The sequence below is a fragment of the Streptomyces gamaensis genome (assembly GCF_042656465.1).
GTDB classification, from domain to species: Bacteria; Actinomycetota; Actinomycetes; order Streptomycetales; family Streptomycetaceae; genus Streptomyces; species Streptomyces gamaensis.
The window spans coordinates 1-19912 of record NZ_JBHSPB010000004.1 but is presented as its reverse complement, the minus strand read 5'-3'; the positions used below and the strand labels follow the sequence as shown (position 1 = coordinate 19912).

The window sequence follows — 19912 nt, the reverse complement described above, 5'->3', positions numbered from 1 at the left end:
GGAAAGGGCCCGTGGAAAGAGCCCGTGGAAAGAGTGGAAAGAACCGCCGCCCGCGAGCAGGAACCGCGAAGGGAGCCGCACCATGCGCGCCGCCGTACTGCGCGAGACCGGCCGGGACGAGCTCGACGTCCTCGACGACGTGGAAGCGGTCGGCTTCGGCCCCGGCCGGGTCCGGATCCGCATGCGGGCCGCCGGGCTGTGCCACTCCGACCTGTCCGCCATGACGGGCGTCCTGCCGCAGCCCGCGCCCTTCGTCCCCGGCCACGAGGGCGCCGGTGACGTCGTGGCGGCCGGCGACGGCGTCACCCACGTCACCCCCGGCGAACGGGCGCTGGTGTGCTGGCTGCCCTCCTGCGGCAGCTGCCCGGCCTGCCGGCGCGGCCAGGGCCGGCTGTGCCTGTCGGGCTGGGCGAACATCGGCACCCCCAACTTCCGCAACGGCACCGGCGAGTTGTTCGGCTTCGCCGGCACCGGCACCTTCGCCGAGGAACTCGTCGTCCCCGCCGCCTGCGTCGTGCCCGTCCCCGACGACGTGCCCTACGACATCGCCGCCCTCATCGGCTGCGGCGTGACCACCGGCCTCGGCGCGGCCCTCAACACCGCCCGCGTGCCCGCGGGTTCGACCGTCGCCGTCATCGGCTGCGGCGGCGTCGGCGTCAGCGCCGTCCAGGGCGCCCGGATCGCGGGCGCCGCGACGATCGTCGCCGTCGACCCCGTGGAGCGCCGCCGCGAGGGAGCACTGCGCCTCGGCGCCACGGAAGCCGTCCACCCCGACGCGCTGGCCGACGCCCGGCGCCGGATCACCGGCGGCGAGGGCTTCGACTGCGTCTTCGAGGCCGTCGGCACCTCCGGCACCGCCCGCGCCGCCTACGAGGCGACCCGGCGCGGCGGCACCCTGTGCGTCATCGGCGCCGGCTCCGCCGACGACCACTTCCGTATCAACATGTTCGAGCTGTTCCTCGACGAGAAACGGATCCTGCCCTCGCTGTACGGCGGCGGCGACGTCCGGCGCACCTACGACCTCGCCGTCTCCCTGTGGCGCGCGGGCCGCATCGACATCGCGGGCCTGGTCACCCACCGCGTCCCGCTCGCCGGCGTCAACGACGCGCTGGCACAGATGCGTTCGGGAGAGGCGCTGCGCACCTGTATCGAGATCTGAACGGCCGGCCGGCGGGGCCGGAGCGGACGGGAGGAGTGGGGAACGCCATGTCAGCACCGTTGCCCCTGCAGGGCAGGACCGCGATCGTCACCGGCGCCGGGCGCGGACTCGGCCGCGCCGAGGCCCTCGAACTGGCCCGGCTGGGCGCGCACGTCGTCGTCAACGACCACGGGCGGCCCGGCCGCGACGGCACCGGCGAGGCGTCCGCCGCCCCCGCCGAGGACACCGCCGCCGCGATCCGCGCGGCCGGCGGCGGGGCCACCGCGCACGCCGGGGACGTCGGCAGCTTCGAGCAGGCCCGCGAACTCGTCGAACTGGCCCTGGACGTGGGCGGCTCGCTCGACATCCTCGTCAACAACGCGGGCATCCTGCGCGACCGGATGCTCTTCTCCATGACCGAGGACGAGTGGGACTCCGTCGTCCGCGTCCACCTCAAGGGCCACTTCAACACTTTGCGGTTCGCGGCCGCGTACTGGCGCGACAAGGCGAAGGCGACGGGCCGGCCGGTGTACGGGCGCGTCGTCAACACCTCCTCCGAGGCGTTCCTCGTCGGCTCCGCCGGACAGCCCAACTACGCCGCCGCCAAAGGCGGCATCGTCGGACTGACGACGTCGACGGCCGCCGCCCTGCGCAAGTACGGCGTCACCGTCAACGCGATCTGCCCCCGGGCGCGCACCCGGATGACCGAGGACCTCTTCGGCGAGGCGAAACCGGCCGCGTCCGGGCGGGCGGAGGAGACCGGGACGCTGGACCCGCTCGCCCCCGAGCACGTCTCACCGCTCGTCGGCTACCTCGCGTCACCGGCCGCGGCCGGGGTGAGCGGACAGCTGTTCATCGTGCACGGCGGTACGGTCGCGGTCGTCGAACGGCCCCGGATCGCGGCCCGGTTCACGACCGCGAAGGATGCCTTCGGCATCGAGGAACTGGACGAGCTGCTCACGCCGTACTTCGCGGAGCGGCCTCTGGACGAGACGTACGCGGCGACGGGGGTGTGGGAGGCGCCGGGGGAGCGGGGGTGAGGGCTTGAGCCCTGCCGGTGCCGGTGCCGGTGCCGGGTGCGGGAGCGGGAGCCGTGCGCGGCGGGATCGGGCGATGGGGTGGTGCGGCGGGGTGGTGCGCCGGACAGCGGACCGGGCGCCGCCCCGGCCGGTACCGGCCGGAACGACGCCCGGGAAGCGGAGCGTTGCCGCTCCGTTCACTCCGCCGTGCGGCGGTGCTTGCCGTGGGAGGAGGGGCCGGACTCGTCGTTCGGCGAGAGCGGACCGCGGTGCCTGCCGGAGCCGGCGGCTGCGGCCTGGGCGGACGCCTCCACGGGGCGCGCCTCGGTCGTGTCGGTTCGGGCTTCGGGCATGGGGAAAAGTCACTCCGTCGGATGGGGATCGCCTGGCGCCTCGGGGGCCACAGCCGTGGCACACTCCGCGCCGACGCCGTCGGACGGCACCGGCGGGGCGTCAACACGCATTCCGCGCGCGACCGTTCGGCTCACCGTGGGTGTCCGTACGGTACGGCTGCGCGACCCCCGCCCGATTCTAACGGGACCTTGATCGCCCGGCCACCCGGGGAGGGCGCCGTCCGCGCGGGACGGCGCGCGCTCAGTGCGGGGTGTCCCGCGCGATGGGTGCCTGCTGCAACGGAACCGGCCGGGCCCCCGGCCCTTCCACCTGCCCTCCGGCTTCCGGCTCGCGCCAGTACCCGCTCGTGGAACTGCTCCACGCCCCCGGCATGGCCGCCGGTCCGCCGGGGGGCGCGGCCGGGTGCACGGCCGTCCACACGCCCGCGCTGAGCGTCGGCGTGCGCGCGGGTACGCCCGGGGGCGCGGGCGGGAACCCCGGCGGCGGTCCGTCCGGGGGCGGCGGGCCCTGGGCCGGTACGGTCACGAAGCCGGCCGGGGCCGTGACCGTCGGTGCCGTGACCGTCGGCGCGTGGTCGGCGAGGTCGTCGTCGGGCTCGTCGTCGGGTGCGTCGTCGGGTGCGTCGTCGATGAAGAACCCCTGCATCCGGCCGCCGGGCCGGAATCCGCCGCCGTTGCCGCTGTCGGCGGAGGCCGTGGCAGTGTGAACGGCCATGCCGGAGGCGGCACTTGCCGCCGTGTCCGCGACCGTCCCGGCCGGTGCCGTTGCCGTCGCCGGGGCGGGGTCGCCGAGGAACCCCTGCATCCGCCCACCCGGCCGGGCCGGGGCCGCGGGATGCCGGGCACCGCCGGGGGAGGCCGTCGAGGCCCCCCCGGAGAACCGCCCGGCGACAGGGACCACGACCTGACTGCCGGCAGTCCCGGGCGTCAGCCCACCCGGCAGGACCGGGTGTCCGGGTGGCGGCGTGGGTGCCGCTTGCGCGGGACGGTTGTCCCCGAAGGGCGGGGTCCCGGACGGGCACGGCGCCGGAGCGTGGCCGAGGGGGGATGCCGTGGGGGGCGCCTGGCCGGCGCGGGGCGCCTGCGGGTATCCGGGGGTGCGGCCGGTGGGGGGAGCGCCGTTTCCGGGGGGCTGGGTCCCGGGCGAGTGCGGCACCGGAGTGCGGGCGGGGGCTGGGGCTGCGGGGGGTGCCGGCGTGGGTGCGGGGGTTCCGGGCGGCGCCTGGTCGGGGGAGGGTGCCGCTGGGTTGCTGTACCCGGGGGGCGGGTTGTGCGGTGCCGGTAGGGGGCCGGGGGAGGGCGTGGGGTCGGCCGGGAGCGTTGATGCGGGGGCGCTGCCGTGCGGTGCCGGGTTTGTGGGCGGGTGTGCTGTGTGTGCGTGGCCGGAGGGAGGGGCCGTGGCGCCGTCGGGTGTCGTTGCGGGGCTGCCACCCCCGGGTGCGGGGCCGTTGTTGCCCGGTGTGGGGGTTCCGGGCGGGTGGACTGCCAGTGCTTGGTCGGGGGAGGGTGCCGCTGGGTTGCTGTACCCGGGGGGTGGGTTGCTGCCGGGTGGCTGCGGTGCCGGGTGCGTGGGCGGGTGTGCCGTCGGCGCGTGGCCGGAGGGAGGGGCTGTGGCGGCGGGCGTGGTTGCGGGGCTGCCGCCCCCGGGTGCGGGGGTGTTCGGGGTCTGCGCGGGGCCGTTGTTCCCTGGCGTGGGGGTTCCGGGTGAGTGGGCTGTCGGTGCTTGGTCGGGGGAGGGTGCCGCTGGGTTGCTGTACCCGGGGGGCGGGTTGCTGCCGGGTGGCTGCGGTGCCGGGTGCGTGGGCGGGTGTGCCGTCGGCGCGTGGCCGGAGGGAGGGGGCGTGGCGGCCGGCGTCGTTGCGGGGCTGCCGCCCGTGGGCGCGGGGCCGCTGTGCCCCGGTGCGGGGGTTCCGGGCGGCGCCTGGTCGGGGGAGGGTGCCGCTGGGTTGCTGTACCCGGGGGGCGGGTTGCTGCCGGGGGAGGGCGTGGGGTCGGCCGGGAGAGGCGGTGCGGCGGCGGGTGTCGGTACGGGGCTGCCGCCTCCGGGCGCCGGGGTGTTCGGGGGCGGGGCTGTCGCGGGAGCGGGCGCCGATTGGGCGGTCGCGTGGGCCGTGATGGTCAACGGGCGGGTGACGGACAGGGGTTGCCGGGTGTTTTCGGCGGATTCCGGGGAAGCCTGATCGGGGCGGGTCCGGTGTGCGGGATCCGGAGGAGACGAGGGGGAGAAGCCGGCCGTCGGCATGGGGGCGGCCCCTGCCTGGACCGGCGGGAGCAAGGGTTCGCGTGCGGAAGGGAGTTGTGGTGCGGGGCCGTCCGCGCTCGGCGCGGCGGTCGCGGTGGTGGACGTGCTGTCCTCCGCCGGACGGGGCGGCGGAACGGGGCCGGTGCCGGGGCGCGGGAGCCCCGGCGGGCAGTCTCCGGTGCTCACGGGCGCCGGCGGCATCGCGATGGGGGAGCCCCCGGTACCGCTGGCGGCTGCTGGCGCGGGTTCGGGAGGGCGCCCTTGCCCGGCCGGCGGCATGGGGATGGGCCCCGCCACGCCGGGGGCGCGCAACGGCTCGCGCTCCGGGGGGAGTTGACACGGTTCCAGCAGGGGCGTGTCCGCGCTGCCGGGTGTCGCGGTCGCGTACGGGGGTTGGGGTGACTGTGCCCGTACGGGCGTGTCCGGGTGCGTGTCGCCGTTCGCGTGCCGGTCCGTGGGCGACAGGGGTGGTTCGGGGTGGTGTTGTCGCGTGGCCGATCCGCTTCCGCCCGGGGGTGTGTCCGTGGTGCCGGGTGGCACGGTCGCGTACGGGGGTTGGGGTGACTGTGCCCGTACGGGCGTGTCCGGGTGTGTGTCGCCGTTCGCGTGCCGGTCCGTGGGTGACAGGGGTGGTTCGGGGTGGTGCTGTCGCGTGGCCGATCCGCTTCCGCCCGGGGGTGTGTCCGTGGTGCCGGGTGGCACGCTCGCGTACGGGGGTTGGGGTGGTTGTGCCCGTACGGGCGTGCCCGGGTGCGTATCGCCGTTCGCCTGCGCGGGCGCGCCCGGCCCCGGGGGCATGTCGGCGCTCGTCTGCCCGTCCGTCGGCAACAGGGGCTGCCCGGGCCGGAGTTGCGGCGCCGCTCCCTGGTCCGTGCTCTCCTCCCGGAGTCCTTCCGTCGGCGCCGCCTGCTGCCCCGGAAGCGTGACCCCGCCTGATTCCGGCGGCAACGGGGCGCGGTCGGCCAGGAGTTGCCGGCCGATCGGGGGCAGCGGATCGCGGGCCGGAGGCGTGGAGGGAGGGGGAGGGGCTCCCGGGGCGCGCCCGGCGTCCGGCAGCCGCAGCCGTGCCAGCCCGCAGCGCACGTACGGTGTCACGTACGGCAGCCGTAGCTCGCCGGAGGCGGTCCACACGCCCGTGCCCACCAGCCACCCGGCCGGGCCCGGGAACTGCTGCAACTGCCGCCCGGCGGGCCGCCATACGCCCACCCAGCTGCCCGAGGGGCCCACGATCCGGAAGGCCACCGCGCTCGCCTCCGGCGTCAGGTCCTGCCCGGGCTGGGCGGCGAACGGGGTGAGGGCCGCGCCCGGCGGGCACAGGCACTCCGGGAAGCGCACGGGGCGCGCCGAGCCGAGCACCCCCCAGCCGAGCCGCTCGTGGCCGGGTGCGTCGGAGCGCACCAGCAGCAGCCCGCTGTCCGGGTCGGCCAGCAGCAGCCGGTCGTTGCTCTCCTCCGTGATCTGTAGCAGCGGGCTGGTCTCGGCGCCGCGCCCCAGGTCGACGACGACGGCCTTGGTGCGGCCGTCGAGTTCGCGGTCGAGCGCCAGCAGCCGGCCCGAGCGGTCCAGCCAGGCGCCGCCGGAGCAGCGGCCGGGCACCTCCACCACCCGTTCCGGGCCGAAGCGGCCGCCGTGCAGCAGCCACAGCGCTGTCGACCGCTCGCCGTGGGCGAGCCCGAACGCGCGGATCCCGCAGGGGGACGGAGGCAGCAGTGACAGATGCCGGCACTCGACGGCCCCCAGCGGCAGCTCGCCCGTGCTCGGACCCGTCGGGTAGAGCAGGGCGAGCGTGTGCCGCTCGGCGACGCGGCGGCGGATCAGTACCCGGCCGTCGGCCAGCGGCAGCACCTCGCTGTCGGGCTCCTCCGGCTGGCCGCCGGGCAGCGGCACCGCGTACGGCTCGGGGCCGTCGAGGGTCCAGCGCTCCGGGAACCAGCCGCCCGTCCCGGCGTCGAGGGCGAGCCGCGCCGCGTACGAACCGTCGGCCGTGACCGTGAACGTCGCGCGTCTCATGTCCATCGGCGCACTCCGCGGGGTGCTCTGTGGAGTGCTCTGGGGGGCACAGACCGTCATGAGAAACGTCACCTCCGGCACTGAACGTAGTTATCGCACTACCTGCCGAACAATGCGTGTGGGAGCGCTTCACGCGTAAGGGTGGCCGTTGTCCGATTCGCCTGAGCGATGCGGGGAGGGTGTGCTTCGCCGGGTCCGCCCGATAAGGTAAGGCGATCCTAAGTCGCTTTCAGTGGTCTTCCGTGGTCTTCGACCGTCGCTGTTCAGGAGTCCGTATGTCCCCCCGCCGCCGCGGCACCGCCGCCATCGCCCTCTCCGCCGTCGCCGCGCTCGCCCTCGCCGCCTGTGGATCCGCCGACAGCGGGAAGGACTCCGCGGGCAAGGACGGCGGCAACGGCTCCAAGGCCGTCGCCCAAGGCGGCAAGGACTTCGGCAAGGCCGGCACCGAGACCGCGAAGCTCGGCACCGACGCGGCACCCGGACAGTTCCCGCGCACGGTCCGGCACGCGCTGGGCACCACCGAGCTCAAGCAGCGGCCCCAGCGCGTCGTCGTCCTCGACGTCGGCGAGCTCGACAACGTCGTCTCGCTCGGCATCAAGCCCGTCGGCTACGCCCCCACCGAGGGCAGCCAGGGCATCCCCGACTACCTGAAGAAGGACGCCGGGGACCCCAAGAACGTCGGCACCGTCAACAACCTCAACCTGGAAGCCATCAACGAGCTCCACCCCGACCTGATCCTCGGCAGCAAACTGCGCGCCGAGAAGGTCTACAAGGAGCTCTCGAAGATCGCCCCGACCGTCTTCTCCATCCGCCCCGGCTTCACGTGGAAGGAGAACTACCTCCTCAACGCCGCCGCCGTCGACAAGCAGGCAGAGGCCCGGCAGAAGCTGGCCGCCTACGAGGACAAGGCGAAGAAGCTCGGCCAGGACATCGGCCCCGACAAGCCGACCGTCTCGATGCTGCGCTACATGCCGCAGTTCACGCGCCTGTACGCGCAGCAGTCCTTCATCGGCACCGTCCTGAAGGACGTCGGCCTGCCCCGCCCGAAGAACCAGCAGGCCGACGAACTCGCCGTGCAGATCAGCCCCGAGAACATCGACAAGGCCGACGCCGACTGGATCTTCACCGGCGTCTACGGAGCGCCGGACAAGACCAAGCGCGACAGCGCGCAGGACAACCCGCTGTGGAAGAACCTCAAGGCGGTCAAGGACGGCCACGCCAAGGACGTCACCGACGAGACCTGGTACCTCGGCCTCGGCGTCACCGCCGCCGACAGCGTCCTCGACGACCTGCGCGGCTTCCTCGTGAAGTGAGCCTGGAGCGAACCGTGGAACGAACCGTGGAGCGAGCCGTTCAGCGAGTCGCGAAGTGCACCGTGAAGTGAGCGGCGAAGTGAGCGGCGAAGCGAGCCGCGCCCGCGGCGGGGAAGCCCCCCGCACCAGGCGGTAGCCTTGCCCCGTGCCCGCACTGTCTGAAGTCATCGCCGCCCTCGACGCCCTGTGGCCCCCGGAGCGGGCCGAGCAGTGGGACGCCGTCGGCACCGTCTGCGGCGACCCCGACGCCCCCGTGCGCCGGGTCCTGTTCGCCGTCGACCCCGTCCAGGAAGTGGCCGACGAGGCCGTCGCGCTCGGCGCCGACCTGCTCGTCACCCACCACCCCCTGTACCTGCGCGGCACGACCACGGTCTCGGCGGGCACCTTCAAGGGCCGTGTCGTGCACAGCCTCATCAAGCACGACATCGCCCTGCACGTCGCGCACACCAACGCCGACCGCGCCGACCCCGGCGTCTCCGACGCCCTCGCCGGCGCCCTCGACCTGCGCATCACCGGGCCGCTCGTGCCCGACCCCGACGACCCGGCGGGCCGCCGCGGCCTCGGCCGGATCTGCGAGGTCGACCCCCCGGAGACCCTCGCCGCGTTCGCCGAACGCGCCGCCGGACGGCTGCCCGCCACCGCGCAGGGCATCCGCGTCGCCGGGGACCGCGAGGCCCTGGTGCGCACCGTGGCCGTCTGCGGCGGCTCCGGGGACTCCCTCTTCGACGAGGTACGGGCAGCGGGCGTGGACGCGTACGTCACCGCCGACCTGCGCCACCACCCCGCCTCCGAGGCCCAGCAGCACAGCCCGCTCGCCCTCGTCGACGCCGCCCACTGGGCCACCGAGTGGCCGTGGACCGAACTGGCCGCCGCCCAGCTCGACGAGGTCTCCGACCGCCACGGCTGGGGGCTGCGCACCCACGTCTCCCGCCTCGTCACCGATCCGTGGACCGCGCACGCGCCGTCCCCGTCGGCGCCCGCCGCCGCCACCTTCGCCGCCGTCCCCAACGACTGACCAGGAGCTTCCCCTGAACGCCGCGCCCGCCGACCAGATCCGCCTCCTCGACCTCCAGGCGCTCGACACCCGCCTCGGCCAGCTCGCGCACAAGCGCAAGAGCCTGCCCGAGCACGCCGAACTGCAGGCCCTCGAAGCCGACCTCACCCAGCACCGCGACCTCCTCGTCGCCGCGCAGACCGAGGAGAGCGACACCGCCCGCGAGCAGACCAAGGCCGAGCAGGACGTCGACCAGGTGCGCCAGCGCGCCGTCCGCGACCAGCAGCGCCTGGACTCCGGCGCCGGCATGTCCCCCAAGGACCTGGAGAACCTGCAGCACGAGGTGGCCTCCCTCGCCAAGCGCCAGGGCGACCTCGAAGACGTCGTCCTGGAGATCATGGAGCGCCGCGAGTCCGCCCAGGAGCGCGTGACCGAACTGACCGGCCGCGTCGCCTCCGTCCAGGCCAAGGTCGACGACGCCACCGCCCGCCGCGACGCCGCCCTCGGCGAGATCGACGCCGAGGCCGCCTCCGTCGCCAAGGAGCGCGAGCTCGTCGCCGGCTCCGTCCCCGCCGACCTGCTGGGCCTCTACGACAAGCTGCGCGTCAAGGAGGGCGGCGTCGGCGCGGCCCGCCTCTTCCAGCGCCGCTGCGAGGGCTGCCGCCAGGAGCTGGCCATCACCGAGCTCAACGAGGTGCGGGCCGCCGCCGCCGACAAGGTCGTGCGCTGCGAGAACTGCAGCCGCATCCTGGTGCGCACCTCCGAGTCCGGGCTGTAGTCCCATGGCACAGCGCTTCGTCGTCGAGGCGGACGGCGGGTCCCGGGGCAACCCGGGACCCGCCGGCTACGGCGCCGTCGTGTGCGACGCGGCCAGCGGCGAGACCCTCGCCGAGGTCGCCGAGTACATCGGCACCGCCACCAACAACGTCGCCGAGTACAAGGGGCTGATCGCCGGACTGCGGGCCGCGCGCGAGCTCGACCCCGAGGCCACGGTCGAGGTCCGCATGGACTCCAAGCTCGTCGTGGAGCAGATGTCCGGCCGCTGGAAGATCAAGCACCCGGACATGAAGCCGCTGGCCGCCGAGGCCCGCGCGGTGCTGCCCTTCGGGCAGGTCAGCTACCGGTGGATCCCGCGCGAGAAGAACAAGCACGCCGACCGGCTCGCCAACGAGGCCATGGACGCCGGCCGCTCCGGCCGCCAGTGGCAGCCCGGTACGTCCACGGCCGCCCTGGCCGCGCCCGCGGCCCGCGAGCCGCGCACCGCGGAACCCGCGATAGCCGCACCCGCGCCCGAGCCGCTGCCCGGGCCGAAGGCCAAGCCGGTCGGCTGGGCCGCCGACCTCGGCACCCCCACCACCTTCGTCCTGCTCCGCCACGGCGAGACCGCCCTCACCCCCGAGAAGCGCTTCTCCGGCAGCGGCGGCAGCGACCCGGGCCTCTCGGCCGCCGGGCGGCGCCAGGCCGAGCAGACCGCCGCCGCCCTCGCCGCGCGCGGCACGATCCAGGCGATCGTCTCCTCGCCGATGCGCCGCTGCCGCGAGACCGCCGCCGCCGTCGCCGACCGCCTCGGCCTGGAGGTACGCGTCGACGAGGGCCTGCGCGAGGCCGACTTCGGGGCCTGGGAAGGGCTCACCTTCGCCGAGGTCCGCGAACGCTGGCCCGAGGACCTCGACGCCTGGCTCGCCTCCTCCAAGGCCGCCCCCACCGGCGGCGGCGAGAGCTTCGCGACGGTCGCCCGCCGTATCGCGGTCACCCGCGACAAGCTCCTCACCCGCTACGCCGGCCGCACCGTCCTGCTGGTCACCCACGTGACCCCGGTCAAGACCCTCGTCCGGCTCGCGCTCGGCGCGCCCCCCGAGTCGCTGTTCCGGATGGAACTGTCGGCGGCGTCCCTGTCCGCCGTGGCCTACTACGCGGACGGCAACACGTCACTGCGGCTGCTCAACGACACCTCGCACCAGCGGGCGTGAGTGCGCGAAGGCCCCTGCCGCCGCAGGGGCCTTCGCCTTTCGCCATCCTTCAGCCACCGGTGGTCGTCCCTCAGCGGGGCTCCGCACGGGCCCGGTCCGCCAGCCGCTGCCGCTCGCGTTCCTCGATCTCCCGCGGGCCCTCGCCCGTCGCCGCGACACGCGGGCACGACGGACACCGCCAGCGGTCGGGGGCACCCAGCGGCGGCGGCTCCATGGGCACGTCGCAGTGCGGACACTGGATCGTCACCCCCTCCACATGACCGCACGACCCGCACACCCACAGCGGCCCCTCGGAGTCCTGCTGCCGCCACGCCGTCCCCAGACAGCGCGTGCAGCCCTTCGTGACGATCCCGGCGCTGCTCATCACCGGCGGTTCCGGCGTGGTGTCCGCGTACTCGATGAGGCGGGCCCGTATCCGGTCGTCCGTCGTATTGGCCATACGGAGCAGGTGAGCGGCGCGCGAGCGGGCTTCGTCGACGAAATCGTTCATGACGGGCAGCAGGCTAGGGCACAGGCCGGGCGGCCAGTCAACTCGTCCGGCGCGGCGGGGGTACGGACGCCCGCCGCCCCTACGCGCTCGGTACCGTGTTCGGGAACCCGCCGCGCAACGCGGCCGCCTCACGGGCCAGTTGGGTCACCCGGGACCAGTCCCGCCGGGCGAGCGCCTCCGGCGGCAGCATCCACGTCCCGCCCACGCAGCCCACGTTCGGCAGGGCCAGATAGCGCGGCGCCGTGTCCGGGCCGATGCCGCCCGTCGGACAGAAACGGGCCGCCGGCAGCGGAGCCGCCAGCGACCGCAGATACGCCGTGCCGCCCGCCGCCTCCGCCGGGAAGAACTTCATCTCCCGCACACCCAGCTCCAGCAGGCCCATGACCTCCGAGGCCGTCGACACACCGGGCAGGAACGGCACCCCCGACTCCCGCAGCGCGGGCAGCAGTTGCCCCGTCGAACCCGGGCTGACCAGGAAACGCGCCCCCGCCGCGACCGCCGCCCCCGCCTGCCGGGACGACAGCACGGTCCCCGCGCCCACCACGGCCCCCGGCACCTCCGCCGCGATCGCGCGGACCGCCTCCAGCGCGGCGTCCGTCCGCAACGTCACCTCGATCGCCGGCAGCCCGCCCGCGACGAGCGCCCGCGCGAGCGGCACCGCGTCGGCCGCCTCGGCCAGGACGACGACGGGCAGGACGGGGGCGAGGCCGAGCACGGAGGGGAAGGTCACCCGGGCATCGTCCCCCTGGGGGGTGGGGTGTGCAACGGGCGTTGCAGCATGTGCAATTGAGGAGGTTCTCTGGAGCTCGGTCCTCTAGAGCTCGGTCACCACCACGTCGAGCGCCCACGGCGTCCCCGCCTTCGCGGGCGGCGTGCTCTCGACGGTGTGGCCCAGCGCGCGCAGCGTCTCCACCAGGCCGGCCGGGTCCGCCGGGGCCGCACCCGAGGTCAGCAGGTCGCGGACGATCCGGCCCTTCGTCGCCTTGTTGAAATGGCTGACGACGGACCGCTTCTCGACGCCGCCGACGATCCGCGACTGCAGCACCCGCACGGTCGCCGTACGCGCGGCCACCTCGCCCTTCGGCTTCCACGCGGCCGCGTACGCCGCCGACCGCAGGTCCAGCACCAGACCCTCGCCCGCCGCGCGCGGCAGCTCCTCGGCCGCGGCCCGCCGCCAGTGCGCGGCCGGCGAACCCAGGCCCGGCAGCTTCACGCCCATCGAGCAGCGGTAGGAGGGGATCGCGTCGGTCACGCGCACCGCGCCCCACAGCCCCGAGAACACCAGCAGCGACTCCCCGGCCCGCTCCCTGGCCGCCGCGTCCAGGGAGGCCAGGTCCAGCGCGTCGTAGAGGACGCCGGTGTAGATCTCGCCGGCGGGCCGGGTCGGGGCGGTGCGCAGCTCCGCGTTCTTCGCGACCTCGCCGCGCAGGCCCGCCGACAGGCCGAGCACCTCCGCCGCCTTGTCCTCGTCGCCCGAGCACAGCTCCACCAGCTCCGTCAGTACGGCCTCGCGCGCCGCCGTCAGCCCGGGCAGCGACAGCGAACCGAGCTCCAGCGCGGGCCCGGTCCCCCCGGTGGCCTTCCCTTCGGACGGCGGCAACAGCACGAGCACGGTGGTTCTTCTCCTTCTGCGGCGGTTCATCTGCGGTTGTTCATCTGCGGTGGTTCGTCGGCCATGGCTTGGGTGCCGGGCTCTGGGGCAGCGTAATGGGTACGGGGCGGGGAGACCGGGGCCGGGCTCGCCCGGTACGGCTGCCCGGCGGGCGACGGCTCACGCGGCGTCGGCGGTGCGGGCCGCCGCCCGTACGCCCTCGATCGCCGCGACCGCGCCCGCCGCGTCGTCGGCGTGCACCCGTACCGTACGGACCTCCTCCCGCCGCCCGCCCAGCCGCACCACCGGCACGGGCTCGGCCAGCTCCACGGTCAGCGAGGTCTGCGCGGCGACCGGCACGTCCAGCACGCCCTCCTCGGCCTTGCCGTGCGGGAAGGCCAGTTCCCTGCGCACCGACACGATCAGGTGGGCCGGAATCGTCACGTCCAGCCGCGCCCCCTGCCGTATCCGCAGCCCCTCCGGCCCGACCGTGTGCGGGCGGACGACACAGGCGGCGTGCATCCCCAGAAGCAGCAACAGGGTGTAGAGATCGGCGGCGAGCATCACCCAGTGCAGGGCCGGGTACGGCGCGGTGAAGAAGGACATCCCCACGGTCTCCACGACGAGCACGAACAGCACCCCGTACCAGGTGGAGGCCTGGGCCCGCGCGTACCCGAACCCGCGCACGTCACCCCCCACCCCGTCCCGCCGCCGCAGCAGCCACATCCGCAGCGCCCGCCACACACGCGCCTCGTGCACGGCCCAGGCCCTGAGCAGTCTCATCGGCTCCCCTTCCCCTTCCTCTCCCCGTCCGCCAGCACCAGGCCGACGGCCTGCCGCAGCGCCTCTGCCTGCGCGGGCGCCAAGTCCTTGTAGAGCGCGGCCAGTAGAGCGCTGTCCGCAGCCTGGGGCGGCGTACCGGCCGCGTCCCGCGCCAGCTCGGCCGCGATCTCCGGCTGCACGCACCCGGCGAGGGCGCGGGCGGTCTCCGCCACCCGCGGATCGTCCGGCGCGGCCTCCGCGAGGGCGTCCATCAGCGCGTACGCCTCGTACGCCCGCCGCATGGCCTCCGGCGCGGACGCGTTCGTCCGCAGCAGCCGCAGCATGCGCTCGCGGTCCTCGGGCCGTGCCGTCGACTCCAGCAGCGTGAGCACCTCCCGCTCCCACACGGCCGTGGACGGCTCGGGACCGGGAAGCCGCCGGGCCGTGCGGGCCATCTCCCCGAAGACCGCGGCGAGTTCACCGGACACCGGCCCCTCCGCGGGCAGCGTCCCCTCCCGGGCCCTGCGCAACAGCACGGCCAGCCGCGCCCGCCGCTCCCGGATCAGCCGCTCCTGCCGCGCCAGGTCCGCGTCCAGCTCGGCCAGGACGTCGGCCAGCGGGCGGCCGGTGTCCCCGGCGAGTACCTCCCGTACCTCCTCCAGGCCCAGGCCCAGCTCCGTCAGCCGCCTGATCCGCGTGAGCGCGACCGCGTCGCGCAGCCCGTACGACCGGTAGCCGTTCGCCAGCCGCGCAGGCTCCGGCAGCAGCCCCAGCTGGTGGTAGTGCCGTACGGCCCGCGCGCTCACCCCGGCCAGCGCGGCCAGCTCCCCGATCCTCATCCGCCCCCCCGCGACAGCCCGCGCCCCCAGGGCCCAGTACAAACCCTGCCGCTACGGCAAGGTCAAGCTGCCCGGCCCCCGGGGTTCGCCCCGCCCACCTCCAGGTAGCATGGACGACACGGCGGACGAGCCGGCCGGGCGGCCGCGTGGGATCCTTCACGGATCCCCCGAGGAACGTCCGGGCTCCACACGGCAGGGTGGTGGGTAACGCCCACCCGGGGTGACCCGCGGGACAGTGCCACAGAAAACAGACCGCCGGGGACCGCGAGGTCTCCGGTAAGGGTGAAACGGTGGTGTAAGAGACCACCAGCATCCGGGGTGACCCGGACGGCTAGGTAAACCCCACCCGGAGCAAGGTCAAGAGGGGCCGCTTCACGGCGACCCTGCGCGGATGCTTGAGGGCTGCCCGCCCGAGTCCGCGGGTAGACCGCACGAGCCTGTCGGCAACGGCAGGCCTAGATGGATGGCCGCCTCCCCGAGGGCCGCGAGGCCCTCGGGAGACAGAACCCGGCGTACAGGCCGACTCGTCCGCCCCTTACCCCTTTGACCTGCGGAAACACATTCCGGCAGGCGCTCTTCCGGGGTCGTGGGGAGAATCCGGGGAGAATCCTCCGGAGTGCTCGCAGCTCCGCCCTGCCCTCGCGCAACCCGGCCCACGCCACGAGCGAGCAGTGAACCGAGTACAGCCATGGCCCGGGCGCCCGACTTCGGAAGGAAGTGGACGTAGGTCCGCAGCGTGAACGCCGGGTCGCTGTGGCCGAGTGGCTGGCTTCGCCGGAGGCCTCAGCTGTGCCCGGGTAGCCTCAGGCGCATGATCCATGACGACAACAAGGTCTACTTTCAGGCCACCACGGAATCCAACCGGACAAGGCACAGCTCACCTGCCGGTTCGTACTGTGCTGGCACCTTGGAGCAGGCCCGCGCATTCGCGGGCCTGGCTCTCACGTGGGCTGGTGTTGACCAGGTGAGAATTCAACCGTGGTCTGTCCGGGCTGAGGTCCTTCCGATCATGGCTGAGCTGCACGAGCGGGATGGCGTGGTCAAGCACTATGTCGATGAGTGGGCGCCGGGGCCGTGGCCTGCTGAGGTCTTGGAGAAGTTGACTGACGCTGTCTTGAGCTGACGTCGCTCTCAGGTCCTCGTTGTTCCACGATGAGGGCTTCCGTCCCGGCCCAGACGGGGGCTCACCCCTTCGGGGACCGTTACGCTCGGCCATCACGGCCTTTGAAGTGGACGCGTCCTTGAAGACCAGCTGCCACGGGCCGGTGTTCACGTCGAAGTCCTTGCCGAAGCCAACCCACTTGCCGGTCATCTTGCGGCCGGTGGGCTCGACCAGGGGGGCGGTTTGGCGCTCTGGAACACCAGATCATCCGTCATGTTCCGGTGGTCACACGCTCTCCGGCAGGCCGGCCGCGTTCCCACAGTTCCTCGGTGTGTTCGGCGAAGCGGTCGAAGAGCCCGCCGTCCTGGAGCCTGCGCAGGTGCAGCATGGGTGAGTCGTGGCCGACCAGTCGGGCCAGGTGCGGTGTGACGAGGGCCTGTTCGTCGAACCGGAAGACGGACAGGCCAACGTGGTTGGTGGCGTCCTCCTCGGACGAGAAGCGCACTTCCAGGCCCGAGAGGTCGGAGAGCTTGGCCAGTTCATCCAGGCTGATCCGGATGCGCGTGGAGACCTTGAAGGCCACGTCTTCGATGGCTTCGCGCTGTCCGGTCACAGGACCGTCGGGGTCACCGAGCAGGAACCGCACACGGCACCCGGCGTTCACCTTCGCCCGCAGCGTCGCATGGAACGCGGGCTGCTCGATCCAGAAGAAGTAGTTGGTGTACCCGGCGAGGATGATCTCGCGTGTGCTGTCGGCGATGAGCTGTCGCCACACGGAGGATGGGCACGCCGAACGGTACGGGTAGGCCGAGATGATCTCCCGGTCCGGGCCGGTTTTCACGACCGCACCGACTGCCTTGGGCCAGAGCACTGCTTCATCAACTCCCAACACACCGGACGCATCCACGCGGTTTCGCGCGTGCGGGACGAGCTCCTGATCTGCAATCCATCGTTCCACGGTCTTGGTCGTCACACCTACGCGGGATGCCAGTTGACGCGCCGTCAGGCCCTTGCTGGCCATAGCGTTACGAAGGGATAAGTTCAAGGCCTCCCCCTGGGACGTTTGGGCTTTTCTGACGCTAGCTGCCGGAAGGCCCTCACGTCTGCGGAACGCCGGTACAAACGTCCATGAGGGCAGCCCATGCTCCAGGCATGGACGTGACCGAAGACACCACCCCGAGCACCGACCAGCGCGACGCAGCGCCCGACTCAAGAGGCGTCGACGCGAACACACCCCGCAGGGCGCGGAATACTCCGCCCTTGCGCTCGGTGATCAAATTGGTTGACTGGACGGTCGAGCCGGACCGCGAGCCGGACGCGAAGCCCTACACCTACGCGATGGAATGCGACGTGTGCTGCGAAGGATCACCCCGGAGCACCGACCCGCAAAGCGGCTGCGTGTGGATCTTGGGGCACGTCAAGACCAACCCGTCGCACCACTCCTACACGGAGATCATCAAGCGCGGGTGGCGCGCGTGGATGGAGCAGCCGTGATCCGACGCCTGATCCTCCGGTGGGCCGGACCGCTGTGGGCCTTGACCGTGGTGACCTCCGTCGCCCTGGTCATCCCGCTCGCGATCCTCGGCGACCCCTATCACCGATGAGAGCCCCCGCCCTCGGCCGGCATCGCCTCCCCACCGCAGTCCGCAGCTGCCCGGGGTCGGCCGAGGGCGGGCCCTGCGGCCCCGTCCGGGTGAAGGTGCCACGCCACCCCGCCGCACGCTGTCAGGATGCCGCCACGGACCAGACGGCCAGTACGAGCAAAGGAGCGCACATGGGCACCTCCAGCGTCACGCAAGCACTGATCCTGGCAGGCGGACAGGCCACCCGCATGCGGCCCTACACCGACGACGCCCCCAAGGCCATGGTGCCCGTCGCCGGGGCGCCGATCATCGGCTACCAGCTGCTGTGGCTGGCCGGGCACGGCGTGAAGACCGTCGTGGTCTCCGGCGGCTACAAGGCCGAAATGATCAGCGACTACGTCGGCAAGGGGGCGCGCTTCGGCATCACGGCCACGTACGCCATCGAGGACGAACCACTGGGCCGTGGCGGCGGTTTGAAGTACGCGGCCCGGCAACTCCCCGACAGCGACGCACCGTTCTTCGTCCTCAACGGAGACGTGATCAGCGCCTTCTCCCTCGCGGACCTGGCCGGATACCACGAGCGGCACGGCGCGGCCGTGACCGTCGCCCTGTCCCCGTACCGCTCCAACTGGGGCGTGGCCGACCTGGACGACCAGGACCGTATCAAGGGCTTCGTCCAGTCCCCCGAACTCCCCTACTGGATCAACGCGGGCATCTACGCCTTCAACCCGGACGTGGTCCCGCTGCTCCCCGACGTCGGCGACCACGAGGACAGCACCTTCCCCGAACTCGCACAGAACGGGCGGCTGCGGGGATACCGGATCTCCGGCTACTGGCGGGGGATCGACACCGTCAAGGACGTCATGGAGGCAACCAAGGAGGTCCGCAACGCTGGCAGCACTCTGCCCGAGGAGTTCCGCACTACCGACATCGACACCTGACGACCGGAAGGGGGAGGAAGCGTGATCAACGGCAACGAGGTCATACCGAGTCACCACGTCCTGTTCATCACGTTCGATTCGCTGCGCTACGACGTGGCACGGGCCGTACTCCACGGCGGGCGCAGCCCGAATCTCGAACGGGTCCTGCCCGACGGGCTGTGGGAGGAACGCCGGACACAGGGCACCTTCACCTTCCCCGCGCACATGTCGTTCTTCGCTGGCTTCCTCCCCGTTCCCTCGGGACCGGCGCGGCCCAGCAGGCTCCTTGCCTGCTACTCGCTGCGCGGGACCACGATCCGCAAGCGCACCTACGTCTTCAACGCGCCGGACATCGTCACCGGGTTCGCCGGTCTCGGTTACCGGACGGTGTGTGTCGGGGGCGTGGGCTTCTTCTCCAGCCGGACCAAGCTGGGCCGGGTTATGCCGAGCCTGTTCCAGGAAAGCCACTGGAGCCCGGACACCGGTACGGACGAGCCTGATTCCACACGACACCAAGTGGACATCGCCCTGACAGTACTGGCCCAACAGCCCACCGCCCAAAGGCTGTTCCTCTTCGTGAACGTCTCGGCGACCCACACACCGACCCACGTCTACCTCCCCGGCGAGATCGAGGACTCGTGGGAAAGCCAGTGCGCGGCCCTCAGCTACGCCGACGGACACCTCGGCCGCCTCTTGGACGCGCTGCCCGACCACGGCCCGTGGCTCGTCCTGCTGTGTGCCGATCACGGGGAAGCATTCGGCGAAGACGGCTACACCGGCCACGGCATCGCTCACCCCTCCGTATGGACCGTGCCCTACGCCGAAACCGTCATCACGGCCCGGACAGCAACAGGCTGAGCACACGTAGACAGCAAGCCCCTGCCGACCGAGGCGGGGGCTTGCTTTGTTTGAGCGACCGCTCAGAGCAGGGCGCGGAATGGGTTGCCAATCGGGGCAGGGGCAGGGGCGGGCGCGGGAGTGGTCGGCGGCTTGATTGGTTTGGGGGCGGGTGCGCGGTAGGTGTTCATCTGGACGACGGTGGCGCGCTTCACGTCACACTCCGCGCTGGCCGGCTGCGGCGCAGTGTCACCGGAACTGTCGTGCGCGAGTTGGAAGATGACTGTCGGAGGCTTTGAGTGGACTATGGCTCTAGTTTAGCGACTCTCGTTATATGGCGCACTCGATAACGCCTAGTGTCTCGTGATCCTGTTCGTATCACTTTGAGTTGTTTGCAACGAGTTTCTTGACGTTGGTCTGGACGAGGCGGACCTTCGCCAGGATCTCTTCGGCGGTTGCGGTCCAAGTGAACGGTTTGGCCTCGGAGTTCCAGGTGTCGATGTAGTTGCGGATCTGGGTGATCAGGACGTTGACTCTGGTGAAGGTGCCACGACGGATCGACTGACGAGTCAGGATTCCGAACCAGGTCTCGACCTGGTTGATCCATGAAGACCCGACGGGGGTGAAATGGAAGTGGACGTGCGGGTGACCGGCCAGCCATGCCTTCACCTCTGGCGTGGTGTGGGTGGAGAGGTTGTCCAGAACGACATGGATCTCCTTCCCGGTATGCGGCTTCACTGCCTTCTTCA

19 protein-coding genes, 1 other RNA gene and 1 pseudogene are annotated in these 19912 nt (G+C 72.9%); 11 read left to right on the top strand and 10 right to left on the bottom strand.

Features of this window, described 5'->3' with window-relative positions; translation table 11 throughout:
• Positions 1–82 precede the first annotated feature (82 nt).
• Together ACFP1Z_RS07325 and ACFP1Z_RS07320 are read left to right on the top strand one after the other, a co-directional pair.
• Positions 83–1159, top strand: a complete 1077-nt coding sequence (locus tag ACFP1Z_RS07325) for an alcohol dehydrogenase catalytic domain-containing protein (RefSeq protein ID WP_390315090.1) — start codon at positions 83–85, stop codon at positions 1157–1159.
• A gap of 47 nt (positions 1160–1206) precedes the next feature.
• Entirely contained in the window at positions 1207–2178 is a 972-nt protein-coding gene (locus tag ACFP1Z_RS07320) for a 3-oxoacyl-ACP reductase (protein WP_390315089.1), read from the top strand.
• Between the two features lie 176 nt (positions 2179–2354).
• Here ACFP1Z_RS07320 and ACFP1Z_RS07315 read toward each other — a convergent pair whose 3' ends face one another.
• The gene (locus tag ACFP1Z_RS07315; RefSeq protein WP_390315088.1) at positions 2355–2510 is read right to left on the bottom strand and encodes a hypothetical protein; all 156 of its coding nucleotides are present in this window, start codon (positions 2508–2510) and stop codon (positions 2355–2357) included.
• A 241-nt stretch (positions 2511–2751) separates the two neighbouring features.
• The gene (locus ACFP1Z_RS07310) at positions 2752–6768 is read right to left on the bottom strand and encodes a hypothetical protein (RefSeq protein WP_390315087.1); all 4017 of its coding nucleotides are present in this window, start codon (positions 6766–6768) and stop codon (positions 2752–2754) included.
• 269 nt (positions 6769–7037) lie between these two features.
• On the opposite strand from ACFP1Z_RS07310, the gene ACFP1Z_RS07305 reads away from it, so the two are divergent.
• The 4 genes from ACFP1Z_RS07305 (at position 7038) to ACFP1Z_RS07290 (ending at position 11039) form a co-directional block, all read left to right on the top strand.
• A complete protein-coding gene (locus ACFP1Z_RS07305) occupies positions 7038–8075 on the top strand; it encodes an ABC transporter substrate-binding protein (RefSeq protein ID WP_390315086.1) in 1038 nt (345 codons plus the stop codon).
• A 145-nt stretch (positions 8076–8220) separates the two neighbouring features.
• On the top strand, positions 8221–9090 hold the full coding sequence (locus tag ACFP1Z_RS07300) for a Nif3-like dinuclear metal center hexameric protein (protein ID WP_390315085.1): 870 nt from the start codon (positions 8221–8223) through the stop codon (positions 9088–9090).
• A 13-nt stretch (positions 9091–9103) separates the two neighbouring features.
• A complete protein-coding gene (locus ACFP1Z_RS07295) occupies positions 9104–9847 on the top strand; it encodes a zinc ribbon domain-containing protein (RefSeq protein WP_390315522.1) in 744 nt (247 codons plus the stop codon).
• Positions 9848–9851: 4 nt separating this feature from the next.
• Positions 9852–11039 carry a bifunctional RNase H/acid phosphatase gene (locus tag ACFP1Z_RS07290; RefSeq protein WP_390315084.1) on the top strand — a complete coding sequence of 396 codons (1188 nt, stop codon included), beginning with the start codon at positions 9852–9854 and terminating at the stop codon, positions 11037–11039.
• A 70-nt stretch (positions 11040–11109) separates the two neighbouring features.
• Here the strand turns inward: ACFP1Z_RS07290 and ACFP1Z_RS07285 are convergent, their stop codons facing one another.
• The 5 genes from ACFP1Z_RS07285 to ACFP1Z_RS07265 all read right to left on the bottom strand — a co-directional run bounded on the left by ACFP1Z_RS07285 (position 11110) and on the right by ACFP1Z_RS07265 (position 14721).
• Positions 11110–11529: a hypothetical protein gene (locus tag ACFP1Z_RS07285; RefSeq protein ID WP_390315083.1), complete on the bottom strand. Its 420-nt coding sequence runs from the start codon at positions 11527–11529 to the stop codon at positions 11110–11112.
• A 79-nt stretch (positions 11530–11608) separates the two neighbouring features.
• A complete protein-coding gene (gene eda / locus ACFP1Z_RS07280; protein ID WP_390315082.1) occupies positions 11609–12259 on the bottom strand; it encodes a bifunctional 4-hydroxy-2-oxoglutarate aldolase/2-dehydro-3-deoxy-phosphogluconate aldolase in 651 nt (216 codons plus the stop codon).
• 84 nt (positions 12260–12343) lie between these two features.
• Positions 12344–13141: a peroxide stress protein YaaA gene (yaaA, locus tag ACFP1Z_RS07275; protein WP_390315081.1), complete on the bottom strand. Its 798-nt coding sequence runs from the start codon at positions 13139–13141 to the stop codon at positions 12344–12346.
• 159 nt (positions 13142–13300) lie between these two features.
• Entirely contained in the window at positions 13301–13903 is a 603-nt protein-coding gene (locus tag ACFP1Z_RS07270) for a hypothetical protein (protein WP_390315080.1), read from the bottom strand.
• The gene (locus ACFP1Z_RS07265) at positions 13900–14721 is read right to left on the bottom strand and encodes a MerR family transcriptional regulator (RefSeq protein WP_390315079.1); all 822 of its coding nucleotides are present in this window, start codon (positions 14719–14721) and stop codon (positions 13900–13902) included. Before ACFP1Z_RS07265 ends, ACFP1Z_RS07270 begins: the two co-directional genes overlap by 4 nt.
• Before the next feature lie 126 nt (positions 14722–14847).
• Here ACFP1Z_RS07265 and rnpB point away from each other — a divergent pair.
• Both rnpB and ACFP1Z_RS07255 read left to right on the top strand, forming a co-directional pair.
• Positions 14848–15252, top strand: an RNA gene (gene rnpB, locus ACFP1Z_RS07260) — RNase P RNA component class A.
• A 280-nt stretch (positions 15253–15532) separates the two neighbouring features.
• Entirely contained in the window at positions 15533–15844 is a 312-nt protein-coding gene (locus ACFP1Z_RS07255) for a hypothetical protein (RefSeq protein WP_390315078.1), read from the top strand.
• 78 nt (positions 15845–15922) lie between these two features.
• On the opposite strand, the pseudogene ACFP1Z_RS07250 reads toward ACFP1Z_RS07255, so the two are convergent.
• Positions 15923–16057: pseudogene (locus ACFP1Z_RS07250) on the bottom strand (XRE family transcriptional regulator); the annotation flags it as partial.
• 37 nt (positions 16058–16094) lie between these two features.
• Entirely contained in the window at positions 16095–16844 is a 750-nt protein-coding gene (locus tag ACFP1Z_RS07245; protein WP_390315077.1) for an XRE family transcriptional regulator, read from the bottom strand.
• Positions 16845–16975: 131 nt separating this feature from the next.
• Here ACFP1Z_RS07245 and ACFP1Z_RS07240 point away from each other — a divergent pair, with 131 nt between their 5' ends.
• The 3 genes from ACFP1Z_RS07240 (at position 16976) to ACFP1Z_RS07230 (ending at position 19184) form a co-directional block, all read left to right on the top strand.
• Positions 16976–17317: a DUF7848 domain-containing protein gene (locus ACFP1Z_RS07240; RefSeq protein ID WP_390315076.1), complete on the top strand. Its 342-nt coding sequence runs from the start codon at positions 16976–16978 to the stop codon at positions 17315–17317.
• Between the two features lie 280 nt (positions 17318–17597).
• Entirely contained in the window at positions 17598–18347 is a 750-nt protein-coding gene (locus tag ACFP1Z_RS07235) for a nucleotidyltransferase family protein (protein WP_390315075.1), read from the top strand.
• 21 nt (positions 18348–18368) lie between these two features.
• Complete coding sequence (locus tag ACFP1Z_RS07230; RefSeq protein ID WP_390315074.1) at positions 18369–19184, top strand: STM4013/SEN3800 family hydrolase; 816 nt, start codon at positions 18369–18371, stop codon at positions 19182–19184.
• A gap of 357 nt (positions 19185–19541) precedes the next feature.
• Here the strand turns inward: ACFP1Z_RS07230 and ACFP1Z_RS07225 are convergent.
• The coding region (locus ACFP1Z_RS07225; protein ID WP_390315073.1) for a transposase at positions 19542–19912 on the bottom strand (371 nt) is incomplete at its 5' end.